This window comes from Rouxiella aceris, assembly GCF_012933545.1.
Lineage (GTDB): Bacteria > Pseudomonadota > Gammaproteobacteria > Enterobacterales > Enterobacteriaceae > Rouxiella > Rouxiella aceris.
In genome coordinates, this window is the sequence record NZ_JAADJU010000001.1 from 253,530 (window position 1) to 268,663 (window position 15,134).

At 51.7% G+C, this 15,134-nt stretch carries 12 protein-coding genes and 1 other RNA gene; 4 read left to right on the top strand and 9 right to left on the bottom strand.

Annotated features, from left to right (window positions below):
* Positions 1 to 208: 208 nt before the first annotated feature.
* The 3 genes from zapA to GW590_RS01160 all read left to right on the top strand — a co-directional run bounded on the left by zapA (position 209) and on the right by GW590_RS01160 (position 1,449).
* The gene (gene zapA, locus GW590_RS01150) at positions 209 to 538 is read left to right on the top strand and encodes a cell division protein ZapA (RefSeq protein ID WP_169401186.1); all 330 of its coding nucleotides are present in this window, start codon (positions 209 to 211) and stop codon (positions 536 to 538) included.
* A 59-nt stretch (positions 539 to 597) separates the two neighbouring features.
* Positions 598 to 780: non-coding RNA, 6S RNA (gene ssrS / locus GW590_RS01155), on the top strand.
* A 72-nt stretch (positions 781 to 852) separates the two neighbouring features.
* A complete protein-coding gene (locus GW590_RS01160; protein WP_169401187.1) occupies positions 853 to 1,449 on the top strand; it encodes a 5-formyltetrahydrofolate cyclo-ligase in 597 nt (198 codons plus the stop codon).
* 26 nt (positions 1,450 to 1,475) lie between these two features.
* Here the strand turns inward: GW590_RS01160 and GW590_RS01165 are convergent, their stop codons facing one another.
* The 3 genes from GW590_RS01165 to rpiA all read right to left on the bottom strand — a co-directional run bounded on the left by GW590_RS01165 (position 1,476) and on the right by rpiA (position 5,468).
* Complete coding sequence (locus GW590_RS01165) at positions 1,476 to 2,942, bottom strand: hypothetical protein (RefSeq protein ID WP_169401188.1); 1,467 nt, start codon at positions 2,940 to 2,942, stop codon at positions 1,476 to 1,478.
* Between the two features lie 160 nt (positions 2,943 to 3,102).
* Positions 3,103 to 4,341 carry a phosphoglycerate dehydrogenase gene (gene serA, locus GW590_RS01170; RefSeq protein WP_169401189.1) on the bottom strand — a complete coding sequence of 413 codons (1,239 nt, stop codon included), beginning with the start codon at positions 4,339 to 4,341 and terminating at the stop codon, positions 3,103 to 3,105.
* Positions 4,342 to 4,808: 467 nt separating this feature from the next.
* Positions 4,809 to 5,468: a ribose-5-phosphate isomerase RpiA gene (rpiA, locus tag GW590_RS01175; protein ID WP_169401190.1), complete on the bottom strand. Its 660-nt coding sequence runs from the start codon at positions 5,466 to 5,468 to the stop codon at positions 4,809 to 4,811.
* 169 nt (positions 5,469 to 5,637) lie between these two features.
* Between rpiA and GW590_RS01180 the strand changes: the two genes are divergently transcribed.
* Complete coding sequence (locus tag GW590_RS01180; RefSeq protein ID WP_169401191.1) at positions 5,638 to 6,540, top strand: LysR family transcriptional regulator ArgP; 903 nt, start codon at positions 5,638 to 5,640, stop codon at positions 6,538 to 6,540.
* A 30-nt stretch (positions 6,541 to 6,570) separates the two neighbouring features.
* Here GW590_RS01180 and GW590_RS01185 read toward each other — a convergent pair whose 3' ends face one another.
* From GW590_RS01185 to fbaA, 6 genes are all read right to left on the bottom strand, one after another.
* Positions 6,571 to 7,293, bottom strand: a complete 723-nt coding sequence (locus tag GW590_RS01185) for an oxidative stress defense protein (RefSeq protein WP_169401192.1) — start codon at positions 7,291 to 7,293, stop codon at positions 6,571 to 6,573.
* Positions 7,294 to 7,564: 271 nt separating this feature from the next.
* Positions 7,565 to 8,182 (bottom strand): arginine exporter ArgO, encoded by a 618-nt coding sequence (gene argO, locus GW590_RS01190; RefSeq protein ID WP_169401193.1) that lies wholly within the window; start codon positions 8,180 to 8,182, stop codon positions 7,565 to 7,567.
* Positions 8,183 to 8,500: 318 nt separating this feature from the next.
* On the bottom strand, positions 8,501 to 9,385 hold the full coding sequence (gene mscS, locus GW590_RS01195) for a small-conductance mechanosensitive channel MscS (RefSeq protein ID WP_169401194.1): 885 nt from the start codon (positions 9,383 to 9,385) through the stop codon (positions 8,501 to 8,503).
* A 126-nt stretch (positions 9,386 to 9,511) separates the two neighbouring features.
* Positions 9,512 to 12,631: a beta-galactosidase gene (locus tag GW590_RS01200; protein ID WP_169401195.1), complete on the bottom strand. Its 3,120-nt coding sequence runs from the start codon at positions 12,629 to 12,631 to the stop codon at positions 9,512 to 9,514.
* A gap of 131 nt (positions 12,632 to 12,762) precedes the next feature.
* Positions 12,763 to 13,848: a LacI family DNA-binding transcriptional regulator gene (locus tag GW590_RS01205; protein ID WP_169401196.1), complete on the bottom strand. Its 1,086-nt coding sequence runs from the start codon at positions 13,846 to 13,848 to the stop codon at positions 12,763 to 12,765.
* A gap of 184 nt (positions 13,849 to 14,032) precedes the next feature.
* On the bottom strand, positions 14,033 to 15,112 hold the full coding sequence (fbaA, locus tag GW590_RS01210) for a class II fructose-bisphosphate aldolase (RefSeq protein WP_169401197.1): 1,080 nt from the start codon (positions 15,110 to 15,112) through the stop codon (positions 14,033 to 14,035).
* Positions 15,113 to 15,134: the final 22 nt, after the last annotated feature.

Consider the following 15,134-nt stretch of genomic DNA (forward strand, 5'->3'; position numbering starts at 1 on the left):
CGGCAACTGAACGGATCCCCGGGAACATAGCTAACTATGTAACTGGGGTGAGTGAAGTCAGCCAACAAAGATGCAGCCTGAAGTATGACGGGTATAATTCTTGTATATTGGTACTGGGGTATATATAGTTGCGCCCCTTTCGATCTCCTGCCCGTTGTGGCGGTGTTTTAATCGAAAGCAGGCCGAATTGATATGGCAGGAAGGTGGCATGTCGGCACAACCGGTAGATATACAAATTTTTGGTCGTTCTTTAAGAGTGAATTGTCCGCCAGAACAACAAGAAGCGTTGAACATGGCCGCCGAGGATCTTAATCAAAGGTTGCAAGATCTTAAAGTTCGCACTAGAGTCACCAATACAGAGCAACTGGTATTTATCGCGGCATTGAATGTGTGTCACGAACTTGCTCAAGAACGCTTGAAAACTCGCGATTATGCTTCCAATATGGAACAGCGTATTCGGATGTTGCAACAGACTATCGAGCAGGCACTGCTCGAGCAAGGGCGCATTAGTGAACGTGAAGGCGCTCCTTTCGAATAACTCAAGCTATTGATAAAAGACTGTTTCTGTGAGATAGTTAATCCATAGCAAGTGAAAAAATTTCTCTGAGATGTTTGCCAGCGGGCCCGTCCCCTGAGCCGATAATTAGTACCAACAGAATGTGATGATCCGCAATCGGTGCGCATGCTCGGTCCGCCGAGAAGCCTTAAGATTGTGACTGAACGTTCACCTTGAACCATGGGTTCAAGGGTTACAGCCTGCGGCGGCATCTCGGAGATTCCACTTTCTTCCCCGGCACTATTTTCTGTATCCTTTCTGTATCCAACCCTATTCGCTCGAGTCCAAAGGCAACTATGTCTTTTATTGCTCAACATGCCCAACTCAGACAAAGCATTCGTCATCAGGTTCGCCAGCGACGTAAACAGCTGACCGCGCAGCAACAGCATGACTTTGCCCTGCAGGCTGCCGAACGTATTGTCAGCCATCCCAAAGTGCGAGCCGCAAAAACCCTTTCAGTGTTTTTATCCTTTGACGGCGAGCTTGATACCACACCGCTGATCGCGCAACTGTGGCAAGCGGGCAAACAGCTGTGCCTGCCGGTACTACACCCTTTTAGTCCAGGTAATCTGCTGTTTTTGCGCTATCAACCCGATACCCCGCTGGTACGCAATCGGCTAAATATTCTCGAGCCACGGCTCGACGTGCGGGAAATTCTGCCGCTGTTCACGCTGGATATTATACTGACGCCGCTGGTGGCCTTTGACCAACAAGGACAGCGCCTGGGAATGGGCGGCGGGTTTTATGACCGTACGCTGCAACACTGGCAGCAAAGCGGGCCTTACCCGATGGGTATTGCCCATGATTGTCAGTTGGTCGAACACTTACCCAGTGAGGAGTGGGATATCCCGCTGCCGGAAATTCTGACACCGGGGAAAAGCTGGCATTGGTAGCCGGGATATAAATCCCGGCCTAAGCATTACTTTTCTATACGAACATCAAGATACTTATTCGCTGTCGATTTGCCTGTATCGGATATTGAGTCGAGCATAAGGAAGATCTGTAAATCCTCTATCCAAGCATAGGTATTATGCGAATATTTATTTTTCTCATCAAACCTTTCATCGCAGACCACTGATAGATAGTTCCCGCTGAAAGCCGTATTGATATTCGCAGCAGGTAACGCTGTATTACCGACCTCACATTGTGTTGACCCTTTGCTCATTGGTCGATTATTGACAGCCAAATCTTTAAGCATCAGTTGATAAGAAAAATGTTGGCCCGCGCTAAGGGGGAGTCGAAAATCGGTTTGTAATGACTGGACCACTGAAGGAGCGGTTGACAGACTGATAAAGGACTTCAGCTGGATCATATTATATAAATAAATACGCTGAGCCTGAAAACGCAAGATAGAGCTATAGGACTCCAGGACTCTCAGGCTACCATCTAAATTTCGATCAATGGTGATTTTTAGCGGATCCTTTTCGTGACCGCTAAGTTGCTCGATAAAGCTTATTCTTTTGAATTCCGGTCTTGCCATCGCAGGTTGCAGCAATACGTCAATTTGCTGAGCAAGGACTGGAGGTAATGGGTACTTTTGCAGAATATCCGGTTTGTTATCACCAAAGTCCGGATGAATAGCCCCCATCAACTTCGAAACTTTTTTATCCTTGTTAACCCACTCTCCCTGGTTTTTGAAAGTAGAGAAATCTTTTACTGCACACAGGGTCAGTAAATCATTATGCATAAAGCTACTTACTGGGGAAAATTGACGTTTAGCTTCAACTTTTGCATCGCTGATATAAAGTTCAGGACTAATATCAAAACCGGCAACCATAGCGTCTTGCTGTGTTTTGCAATTAAATATGTGGTCTTCAATTTTCAGCCCATAAGGTGCATCGTATGGCGGGTCGTAACTTATTTCTGCATAATCATACCCCAGTCGGGTGTAAAGTAAGTCTCCCTGCCGATAGCTATTATTGATATCTACATAGTTTTGATTGCCATGTTCATCTGGCCCTGCATATTTCACTAAATGCATCTCCGGCTTTTTGAACTGGCAGACCACTTTTAGCATTAGCTGATTGATTTTTTTGCTAACTTCAACATTAGGCACTGGGTTATAAGGCTCCGGCTTGGCATATATCTGCAGGGTGTTACCGTAAAAACGCATCGTCTTGCCGTTTTTTTCGATAAGATCCCAATACAGCGTATGCACAGTACCTATGTCACAATCAAATGCTTTCCAATTCTCAGTATGATTACCATTGTTATAATCTGTCCGGACCATATACATCACACGTTGGTCAAGTTTTACAATGGAGTTTTGGTCAGCTTCGGAGTTAGTTATCTTGAGCGGTGTTTTGTCTGATTTTACGGGGTTGTTCGGCGCTAATACTGCACAGCCGGAAAATAGCAATACCAGGGATAGCAGGACATATTTCATCAGTAAATTCCGTTTAATGAAGTCATTTTGCAGACGAGTATTCTTTAATAATCAAGAATGCTGAAAACAACTATCGGCAGCCTACCCATTTACTTTATAAAAAATAACTATAAAAAAAGGCGCTTCAAGCGCCTTTTTAGTTGTGATATCAGCCCATGACTTAGTAAAGCAAACGGGCACGGATGGTGCCTGGGATGCCTTTCATCAGTTGCAGTGCGGTTTCGACAGTTTCGGTATCGGCTTCAACGTCAATCACCACATAACCGACCTCAGAGCTGGTCTGCAAATACTGCGAGGCGATATTGATACCCTGCTCGGCAAAAATCTTGTTGATGCTGGTCAGCATACCTGGACGGTTTTCGTGGATATGCAGCAGACGGCTGGCTTTTTCGCTGTGCGTTGGCAGCGAGGCTTCCGGGAAGTTAACCGCAGACAGCGTGGAACCGTTATCGGAGTATTTCGCCAGTTTCCCGGCCACTTCCAGACCAATACCTTCCTGGGCTTCCATGGTGGAACCCCCAATATGCGGCGTCAACAGCACATTATCAAATTCACACAGCGGTGAATTGAAGGGTTCGCTGTTGGTGGCAGGTTCTTCCGGGAAGACGTCAATGGCGGCACCGGCCAGGTGCTTGCTGCGCAGCGCATCACACAGCGCCGGGATCTCGATGACCGTACCGCGAGAGGCGTTGATCAACAGCGAGCCAGGTTTCATCTGCGCCAGCTCGGCAGCACCGATCATATCTTTGGTGTTGGTGGTTTCCGGCACATGCAGGGTGACAACATCACTGGTGTTAAGCAATTCGCTCAGGCTGGCAATCTGCTGCGCATTACCCAGCGGCAGTTTGCTTTCAATATCGTAAAAGTACACTTTCATGCCCAGGCCTTCAGCCAGAATACCGAGCTGTGTACCGATATGACCATAGCCGATAATACCCAGACGCTTGCCACGGGCTTCAAAAGAGCCCACTGCCAGCTTGTTCCAGATACCGCGGTGCGCTTTGGCATTGGCCGCAGGGATACCGCGCATCATCAGCAGCATCTCGCCCAGGACCATTTCGGCAACGGAACGGGTATTGGAGAATGGCGCATTAAATACCGGAATACCGCGTTTGGTGGCAGAAGCCAGGCTAACCTGATTGGTGCCAATACAGAAACAACCGACGGCGATCAGTTTTTCAGCAGCGGCAAACACTTCTTCTGTCAGCTGAGTGCGGGATCGGATCCCGACAAAATGTGCATCACGGATCGACTCTTTCAGCGCTTCGGTATCCAGCGCCCCTTTGTGAAACTCGATATTGGTATAACCAGCGGCATGCAAGGTATCCACCGCGCTTTGGTGCACACCTTCAACCAGCAGAAACTTAATTTTGTCTTTTCCGAGTGATACTTTTGCCATTTCCCGACCCTACTCTTTATTCGTATCGGCAGTAACCCATACCGAAAGTTATTCATGCTGAATGCAGACTTCAGAAGTCACTGCTTTACGCAGCTCACAGTCAACATAACAAAATTTTTGCCATCGGCAATACAAACGATTGCCTGGCTGATAGCACAAGCCCTAGCAGCGTCGGTCTTTTTCAGAACTTCATGCTTGTAAAACAAGCCACGCTGGATAGAAACGTCAATACCGATTCATTATGTGAGATAAGTCACCAAATTGACCGATTTGAATAAAAGATGATTCAGAGGATAAATTATCATCTTCATAACATTGTGTTATGGCAACCAGAGCTCGCCTGTTGATGCCCGGCAAAGCGGCAGTGCCTGTGGTCAGGGCACCTCGCCGCTGTCTGGCCGGACAAAACGTCACCGGCAGCGCGTCGAGGCCCGTTTTTCAGGCAGATCTTCCGCTTATCACCCAGGCTATTTTTTAACGACTTTTACGCCGTCGGCAGAGCCCACCAGCGCAATATCGGCACCGCGATTGGCAAAGAGTCCAACGGTGACCACACCGGCAATCCCGTTGATCTTATTTTCCAGCGCGATGGCATCGATGATACTTAAATTGTGCACATCGAGGATCACGTTACCGTTATCGGTCAGCACATTCTGACGGTACTCCGGCAAACCGCCCAACTTGACCAGCTCACGGGCCACGTAAGAGCGCGCCATCGGGATCACTTCAACCGGCAGCGGAAACTTGCCGAGGATATCAACCTGCTTGGAGGCATCGACAATACAGATAAACTGACGGGCAATGGCAGAGATGATTTTTTCGCGGGTCAGGGCTGCACCACCGCCTTTGATCATTTGCATCTGGCCGTTGATTTCATCGGCACCGTCGACGTAAATATCCAGCGAATCCACTTCGTTGCAGTCAAAAACCTGGATCCCCAGACTCTTAAGCTTGGCGGTGGAAGCATCGGAGCTGGATACCGCGCCTTCAATCTGATGTTTAATCGAGCCCAGGGCATCGATAAAGTGCGCGGCGGTAGACCCCGTGCCTACCCCGACAATGGTGCCAGGTTTTACATATTCCAGCGCCGCCCAGCCAACCGCTTTTTTCAATTCATCCTGCGTCATGATTATTTTTCTCTATCGTTGGACAATATGTCACACAGTATAAGGCATCGGTCAGAGGATCGGCGAGAGCGAAAAGCAAGAAGATTTTGTGCGCCACAAATCGCCGGGAAGTGTGGCATAGTGTTGGCATACGTATTAAATCCCGAACAGGCAAAGGAATAGATTTGCGATGAAACGCCCAGACTATAGAACCTTGCAAGCGCTGGACGCTGTGATCCGTGAACGTGGTTTTGAACGCGCGGCACAAAAGCTGTGCATTACGCAATCCGCCGTGTCTCAACGTATTAAACAGTTGGAAAATTTATTTGGCCAACCTTTGCTGGTACGCACCGTTCCCCCGCGTCCTACCGAACAGGGGCAAAAGCTGCTGGCGCTGTTGCATCAGGTTGAACTGCTCGAAGAAGAGTGGCTGGGTAGCGATAATATCAATGACAGCAACGATACCCCACTGCTGCTGTCGCTGGCGGTCAACGCCGATAGTCTGGCAACCTGGCTGTTACCGGCACTGAAATCGGTGCTGGTGGATACCCCGATCCGTTTGAATTTGCAGGTTGAAGATGAAACCCGCACCCAGGAACGCCTGCGCCGTGGCGAAGTGGTGGGTGCAGTCAGTATTCAGCCCCAGCCACTGCCCAGCTGTCTGGTCGACCAACTCGGCGCCCTCGACTACCTGTTTGTTGCCTCAAAGCCCTTTGCCGAACGTTACTTCCCCAACGGCGTTACCCGCTCCGCACTGCTGAAAGCCCCGGCGGTCGCTTTTGACCACCTCGATGATATGCATCAGGCATTTTTACAGCAAAACTTTGATTTATCGCCGGGCAGCGTGCCTTGCCATATCGTCAACTCGTCAGAAGCCTTTGTGCAATTGGCGCGTCAGGGCACCACCTGCTGCATGATCCCGCATCTGCAAATTGAGAAAGAGTTGGAAAGCGGTGAGTTGATCGATTTAACGCCGGGTCTGTTCCAGCGTCGCATGCTGTTCTGGCATCGCTTTGCGCCAGAAAGCCGCATGATGCGCAAAGTAACTGATGCACTGCTGGCGCATGGTCGTCAGGTACTGCGTCAGGACTAGGCCGCGTCCAGGCAGACGCGGCCTGCACCATTACTTTTCGCTTAACCCGAAAACGACATCTACCTGATCGTCAAAGTGAATGCTCTGTTGCTCATAGGTTTGGGCAGCATCACTCTGTCCGCTGGCTTCGGCGGTTTTATACATCCTGGCTACCGGCATCGGCTGATAATTGGCGACATGATAGCGAATGCTGTATATCGGCCCGAGCTGAGTATGAAAGCCTTCTGCCAGCGATTTGGCCTGCTGGGTGGCATTTTCAATGGCTTTCTGACGGGCCTGATCGCGATAGGTCTCCGGATTGGCTACGCCCAACTCCACCGCACGGATCTCATTCAACCCGGCACTTAATGCCCCGTCCAACAGCTCATTGAGTTTATCCAGCTTACGCAACGTGACCTGAACCTGACGCACCGCACGATAGCCTTTTAACTGACTGCTGCCATCTTTGAGGTAGTTGTATTCCGGCTGAGTACGTAGATTGGCAGCATTAATATCTTTTTTATCAATACCGTTTTTTTGCAGATAGGCAAAATACTCTGCCACGCGCTGATCCACCTGCTTTTTCGCCTCTGCGGCATCTTTGGCAGAGACGTTGACTTCAATAGCCAGGGTGGCGATATCCGGTACCGCATCGACGCTGGCGGTACCCGAGGTGACGACATGCGGCCCCGCCGGAACTTCTTCAGCCTGAAGCGTAAAAGGTAACGTCCCTAATGCCAACATGGCAGTTATAGCCAATGCTTTCAATTTCACAGTGCCTCCCTTATTCATCTGGTTATATCCCTCACCTTTCACATGATGGCAGTATTTGCCGCCCTGAAATGCATAAGGTATATCGACTAACGATTATTGCTCCCTTATCTCAGCGCCCCGGCAAAGTCACAGCAGTTATCAGCGTGATCGCGCACAGGAAGCAGGTCAGTTATAGCATAGTCGTTTGCTGACAAAATTAAGATTAGTGACAAATCTGGTCAAAGGGCGTTCTGCGCCGCAGTAATAAGCGCAGAACCAAGCAGGCTGTCGGTTAAAAATGCAGGTTTTGCCGTGCCAACTGCAAAGCGATCCCCCACATCACCATCGCCACGACACCATTGATCACTCGCTGCGCCTTGACGGTATTTAGCCAGGGCGAGAGCAGCGCCGCCAGGATGGCCAGTCCAAAGAACCACAGCGTGGATGCCGTCACCGCCCCCAGGGCAAACCAGGTGCGCTCAGCGCTGGCCAGACGCCCTCCCAGACTGCCCAACACCACAAAGGTATCGAGGTAGACGTGAGGATTAAGCCAGGTCACAGCCATCATGCTGGCCACCAGACGCCAGCGGCTTTGCTTGTTGACCTGCGCCTGTAGCTGTTGCGGGGCCGCAGAGAGAGCCGCGCGCAAGGCGCCCCAGCCAAACCACAGCAGAAAGGCCACTCCGCCCCAGCTAACCAGAAACAGCAGCGTCGGTGAACGATCGAGCAATGCACTGCCGCCAAAAATCCCGGCGCAAATCAGCAGGATATCGCTGAGAGCGCATAAAGCGGCAATCATTAAATGATACTGGCGGCGGATCCCCTGTGACATCACAAAAGCATTTTGCGGGCCGATAGGCAAGATCATGGCGGCACTCAGTGCCAACCCTTGTAAGAAGGTTGCAAACATAGCAGAGACTGTCCTTATGGCGTGTTTTCCCGAAACAATGCCGCAAAGTGTAAAGCAGTCACGCTATTAGATAAAATTTAAACTTCTTATATATCATTAGTAAAATTAATAATGAAAACGCCCTGAAAACAGGGCGTTGCAGACTGCTGACAAAGTCCGTTATTAGGGAGAGTGCACCGTTGGGGTCGTAGCGGGCTTGCCCGCCGGAGCGCCCCTGGGTGTGCTATGCCCTGGTATCTCGATCATCAAGACGACTTGGTCATCAAACGCCAACGCCCTGAAAACAGGGCGTTGGTTTACTGTCAGCAATAATCGTACTTAGACCGTTGGTGTTGGCTCAGCCTCTTTCGCTGCCGCCTCGGCGTTGCGATAAAGATGCACATCCATTTGCGGGAACGGAATACCGATCTGGTGCTCATCCAGCGCTTCTTTGAACTTCTCCAGCAGATCCCAGTTAACTTCCTGTGAATCGCCATTACTGGTCCAGTAACGCACCACAAAGTTCAGGCTGGAGGCCGCCATCTCATTTAAACGTACCACCACGCCTTTTTCCTGCTGAATGCGGGTATCGGCAGCAACAATATCACCGAGAATTTTTTTCACCTGCGCGATATTGGCGTCATAGGCCACGCCGACAATAATATCGGTACGGCGATTAGGCTCGCGTGACGTGTTGATAATATTACCGGCAATAATCTTGCCGTTGGGCACCACAATAATCTTGTCATCAGGAGTACGCAGCGTGGTAGAGAAGATTTGCACCTGAGTAACGGTACCGGCTACGCCGCCCAAATCAACATATTCCCCGGCGCGGAACGGACGGAAGATCACCAACAGCACACCAGCAGCAAAGTTTGACAGCGAACCTTGCAAGGCCAAACCTACGGCTAAACCGGCGGCACCGATAACGGCAATCACCGAAGTGGTTTGCACGCCAATGCGCCCCAATACCGCAATCAGCGTAAAGGCGATAATAGCGTAACGCACCAGCGCGGAGAGAAAGTCGGATACCGTAAGATCGATGCCTCGCATGCGCATCACGCGGCTTACCGCACTCGACAGGATCCTGGCGACCAGCAGACCAATAATCAGAATAAAAATCGCCGCAACGATGTTTACCGCATACTGGATCAACAGATCCTGGTTTTTCACTAACCAATTCCCGGCATTGTTAATACTGCCCACAACATTCAAGTCATTCATTTTATCTACCCTGACAAGCAAATATGAAAGCCAACATTTGCGCCATGGTGCAGCGCAAATGCTATCTAAGCCTTTAAGAGTAACCAAGATTTGGCTTATGTGCCAATCAGCGTACCCTGTTACAGGTTACAACGACGCCGAAGGCTTATGTTGCCAGACCAACGAATAACGGTATTCACCAGCAGTAAGTAAAAAATCCGGACTAACGCTGGGACTCCAGGAATCATCACCGCCCACCCCCATACGGAACGCATCGATATTGAGCCAGGTACCGGCTTCTTCTCGCAGCAGATGACGATGGCTGGTTTCCATCAGTTGCCGCAGACTGTAGCGGCTGAGGCCAAAAGCAAAATGACCACGCCATTGCCAGTTGCCATAGTTCAACTCACGCGTACCGCCGCGAGAGCCGTTTTCTGACGGGAAAACATAAGGCGTATACAGTTGGCTCAGCGGCAAATGCCAGCGTGAGAACTGGGCGGCAAGCTGGCGGTCGGGATAGTTTTCGTGCGGCCCCAACCCCAGCCATTCCACCGAGGTCGATGTCTGCTGCAGACAACAGCTCAGGCCAATACGCGCCGGTGGCGGCAGAGAGTCGGCAACCTGCACGCAGACATCCAGCTGCATCTCCCCCTGTGCGGTAAAGCGATAGGTTTTGCGACTGATCAACGCCACCTTCTCCTGATAAACAAAGGCATGCCGGCTTTCAACGCACACGCCCTGCGGCGTGCTATAGGCCTGAAAATCCAGCAGGCGGGATGACAGCGCATACATACCGGCCTGTTTCCAACGCTCCACCCAGGCATTGGGATCAATTCGCGTCACTTCGCTGATCCCAATATCATTATCCAAAGGCGCACGGACAAATTGGTCACAAAGCGGCGTCAACAACTGCGGTTGATCGCCATGCCACCACTGTGTCAGTAGACCGCTGTGCCGATTAAACTGCCAGCGCTGATCGCCCTGGGCAATCTCGACGTCATCGGGCAAGCTTTGCAGCTGCGGCAGGCTGCCGGTTTTGTGAGCCACCGTCGGCAGCGAAAGCGCACGCGGCAGCGGCCACTGGCACCAGGCGCTGCGATGCCCAGGAGCAGACCACGGTGTCACCAGCGGTTGATAAACCTGCAGATTAAGCCATAACTCCCCGGCGCTGGTGATCGGCGGCCACTCGCCAAGCTCAATGCGCTGTTTCCCCAGCGGGGCAATATCCAGCCGTACTTCGCCAGAGGTAAGAGGCTCGCCGTCAATCTCCAGAAACCAGCTCAGGAACTCATTATCGCTGCGCCGGAACAGATACTCGCTATGCACTTCCACCACCAGCGGATGCTGGCTAATCAACTCAAAACGGAAAAACTGCTGCGCCCGCTGCGCCTCATACAGCGCCGGGTGCGGGGTGCGATCCTGAAACAGCAGACCATTCATGCAGAACTGGCGATCGTTGGGCTGATCGCCAAAATCACCGCCGTAGGCGGCATAGCTGCTGCCATCCTCCGCGGTACGAGTCAGACTTTGATCGACCCAGTCCCAGACAAATCCCCCCTGCAGGCGCGGATGATCGCGAAATGCCTGCCAGTAACGATCAAAACCGCCCAGGCTATTGCCCATGGCATGGGCATATTCACAGAGGATCAACGGACGGGTTTCATCAGGCAGACCGATCCATTTTTTGATCGACCATTTAGGGACCGCCGGGAACGGTTGATCCTGATCGACGCGGGCATACATCGGGCAGATAATATCCGTGGCGGCGGTGTCGGCACCGCCGCCTTCATACTGCACCGGACGACCGGGATCGGCCGATTTTATCCAGCTGTAGAGGGCATCATGGGTGGATCCATGTCCCGACTCATTACCCAGCGACCAGATAATAATGCAGGGATGATTGCGATCGCGCTGCACCATGCGCGTCACCCGCTCGCTAAAGGCGTTAAACCAGCGCGGATCGTCCGACAGGCGATTCATCGGCTGCATACCGTGGGTTTCGATATTGGCTTCATCCACCACATACAGGCCGTAGTAGTCGCAAAGCTTGTACCACAGGGGATGGTTCGGATAGTGGGAACAGCGCACGGCATTAAAGTTATGCTGCTTCATCAGCAAAATATCTTGTCGCATGCTGGCCTCATCAATCGCCTGCCCCTTTTCGGGATGATGCTCATGGCGATTGGTGCCACGGATCAGCAACGGTTGGCCGTTGAGCTTGAGCAAGCCCTGACTGATGGTGACCTCACGAAATCCGACGTCGAAGGCTTCGGCCTCCAGCAGACGATAATCCGCATCGCGCAGCGCAATCACCGCCCGATAAAGGTGTGGCTGTTCCGCACTCCATAGCAGGGGTTCAGCCAGCGGCAGGCATAGTGTTACCTTGTCGTAATAGGCCCCACGCTCATCGATAATCTCACTGCCAATCGTCTGCCGGGCGGCAGCGACCTGCTGCTCCCCATGCCACAGTTGCACCTCTACCTGCCATTGGCTGGCCAACTCGGGGGAGATCGCCAGGGTAAGCCTGGCTTCCAGTTCGCCGCGGGTAAAATCGGCATACAGATGGGTGGATAGCTGCACGTCGGTCAATTGCTGCGTGGGCTTATTCAGCAGGCTGACATCGCGAAAAATGCCGCTCATGCGCCACATATCCTGGTCTTCAAGATAACTGCCGTCTGACCAGCGCAAGACCATCACTGCCAGACGATTATTGCCCGCCTGCAGCACATGGCTCAGATCAAACTCCGCCGGCAAACGGCTATCTTGCGAATAGCCAATCCACTGACCGTTACACCACAGGTGAAAAGCAGAGTTGACGCCGTCAAAGATAATGCGCGTCTGCCCCTGCTGATACCAGTCAGCGGTCAGCTCGAATGTGAGCGAGTAACATCCAGTGGGATTTTCCTGCGGTACATAAGGTGGATTAACAGTAAATGGATACTGAACGTTGGTATAGATCGGCGCATCATAGCCCGCCAGCTGCCAGTTGGCGGGAACCGCGATATCAGCGGCGCTGGCCAAATCAGCGGTGAGCCACGTCTCTGGTACCGCTTCGGGACGGGTAAAGTAGCTAAATTTCCAGCTGCCATTCAGACTTAGGCGCTGCGATGAGGGGTAATCAGTGCGGGCTTCCTCAATATCACGCCAGCTATAAAAAGGCGGATGAGCGGGCAGACGGTTGATCTGTGTACACTGCGGATTTTCCCAGTCGCGTCGTGCCAGCACTAAAGCCAACGAATCGGCCGCCGCTGATAAATGACCTTGCATTGTTATCCCCTCAAAAATGTTATGCGCTCACATTAATGCTTTTAAAATGGAGCGAGACAATATTGAAGTAAAGGATTGCCAACAGATAAAGCGACAGCGGTCACAGTTTTAGCTAATAATTTTCGCCAACTTTACTGCTGCTGCAGTTGGCGGGCAATACGTATCAGCTCCTGCGCCAGCGTCTGCGCAGAGGGCAGCGCTTCCCCCGGTGCAGCAGTAGTTTGACGCTGGATCAATGTGGTATTGAGCAACAAGGAGTCGGGATAACTGGCAGGATTTTTCTGCAGCATCTGCACCAGCCGATTAACGCTTTCCCGTCCGCTGAGCTGGAAATCCTGCCGAATAGTGGTCAGTGGCGGCTGAAAATAGGCACTGTCTTGCGTATCGTCATAACCCACCACCGACAGCTGCTGCGGCACCGCCACGCCGCTGGCATGTGCCGCCCGCAATACGCCAAGCGCCATCTGATCGTTGGCCACCAGAATGGCAGTAGGCAGCTTTGGCTGGTTAAGCATGGTCAGTGCACACTGATAGCCGGAAGCGGCGCTCCAGTCCCCCTCCATCACCCGCAGCGGCGTCAACTGATGCGCGGCTAACTCATGCAACCACCCCTGATAGCGCAGGCGCGCAGACACCGAGGTCTCAGGACCGGTAAGTAACGCTATCTGGCGATGACCAAGCGCCAGCAAATGCGCCACGCCCTGCCTGGCACCGGTATCAGGATCGAACAGAATGCTGAACAGGCTGGCCTGGGGATCGACATCAAGAAATAGCACCGGCAAGTCACCGCAGTATTGCGTTATCGCCTGGGCATCGGTGGTTTCCAGCGGAACGTTAATCAGAATACCGTCGACCCGTTGCGCAATCAGCTCGTTAACCGCAGCGCGACAGGATTGCAGCTGCAAATCCTCCACCATGGAGATCACCACGTGATACCCCAGTTGGTGAGCGCGGCTCTTGATGGCCGAAGCCCACTGCGAAGGCGCATGCAGCGCCAGATCGGTACTGGCCAACCCGAGGGTAAAACTCTGTTTACCCGCCAACTGCTGCGCCACACGGTTGGGCACATAGTTCAGCTCGCTCATTGCCGCTTCAACTTTGCGTCGCGTTTTCTCGGCGACCTGTTCTGCCTGATTCAACACACGGGAGACCGTCTGATAGGAAACCCCGGCGTGGCGGGCAACATCATCAAGCGTCACGGATTTTGGCTTGTTCAACGGCAATGATCCTGGCTGAGAAATAAGAAGCAGTGAAAGAATAATAACAGATTTCTTATTCCGCCAAGTAGGCGCAGGTCGTGTAGCGAGTTAAGTGTTGAAGATTTAACGCGTTGCTGACAGGTGAAAAACGCATAAAAAAAGGGGCCATCAGGCCCCTTGATAACAATAAATTCAGTCTTGATTACAGACGGTCAACAGCATTCAGTTCTTTGAAAGCCTGTTCCAGACGCGCCACCATGGAAGCCTGAGCAGAGCGCAGCCATACACGTGGATCGTAGAATTTCTTGTTAGGCTTGTCTGCGCCTTCTGGGTTACCCAGTTGGCCTTGCAGGTAAGCTTCGTTTTTCTTGTAGAACTGCAGAATACCGTCCCAGTTTGCCCACTGAGTATCGGTATCGATGTTCATTTTAATAACACCATAGCCCACAGATTCTTTGATTTCGGCAGCAGATGAACCTGAACCACCGTGGAACACGAAGTTCAACGAGTTGGTTGGCAGGTTGTGTTTCTTGCTGACGTAATCCTGAGAGTCACGCAGGATAGTTGGGGTCAGTTTAACGTTACCTGGTTTGTATACGCCGTGAACGTTACCGAAAGAAGCCGCGATAGTGAAACGTGGGCTGATAGCATTCAGTTTTTCGTAAGCGTAATCAACGTCTTGTGGCTGAGTGTACAGGGCAGATGCGTCCATATGGCTGTTATCAACGCCGTCTTCTTCACCGCCGGTACAACCCAGTTCAATTTCCAGGGTCATATTCATTTTGGCCATACGCGCCAAATATTTGCTACAGATAGCGATGTTTTCTTCCAAAGACTCTTCTGACAGGTCGATCATATGAGAAGAGAACAGTGGTTTACCGGTGGCGGCAAAGTGTTTTTCACCCGCGTCCAACAGACCGTCGATCCATGGCAGCAGTTTTTTGGCGCAGTGGTCGGTGTGCAGAATAACTGGCACGCCGTAGTGTTCTGCCATCTGATGAACATGATGTGCACCAGAGATAGCACCGAGGATAGCGGCACCCTGTGCAACGTCAGTTTTCAGGCCTTTACCGGCGATAAATGCTGCACCACCGTTAGAGAACTGAACGATAACCGGAGAACGTACTTTCGCAGCAGCTTCCAGAACGGCGTTGATTGAATCAGTACCGACGCAGTTAACTGCTGGCAGCGCAAAGCTATTTTCTTTAGCAATGGCGAATACTTTCTGAACGTCATCGCCTGTGATGACACCCGGTTTTACGAAATCAAAAATTTTAGACATGTTACGTTGTCCTGTTCCGTTG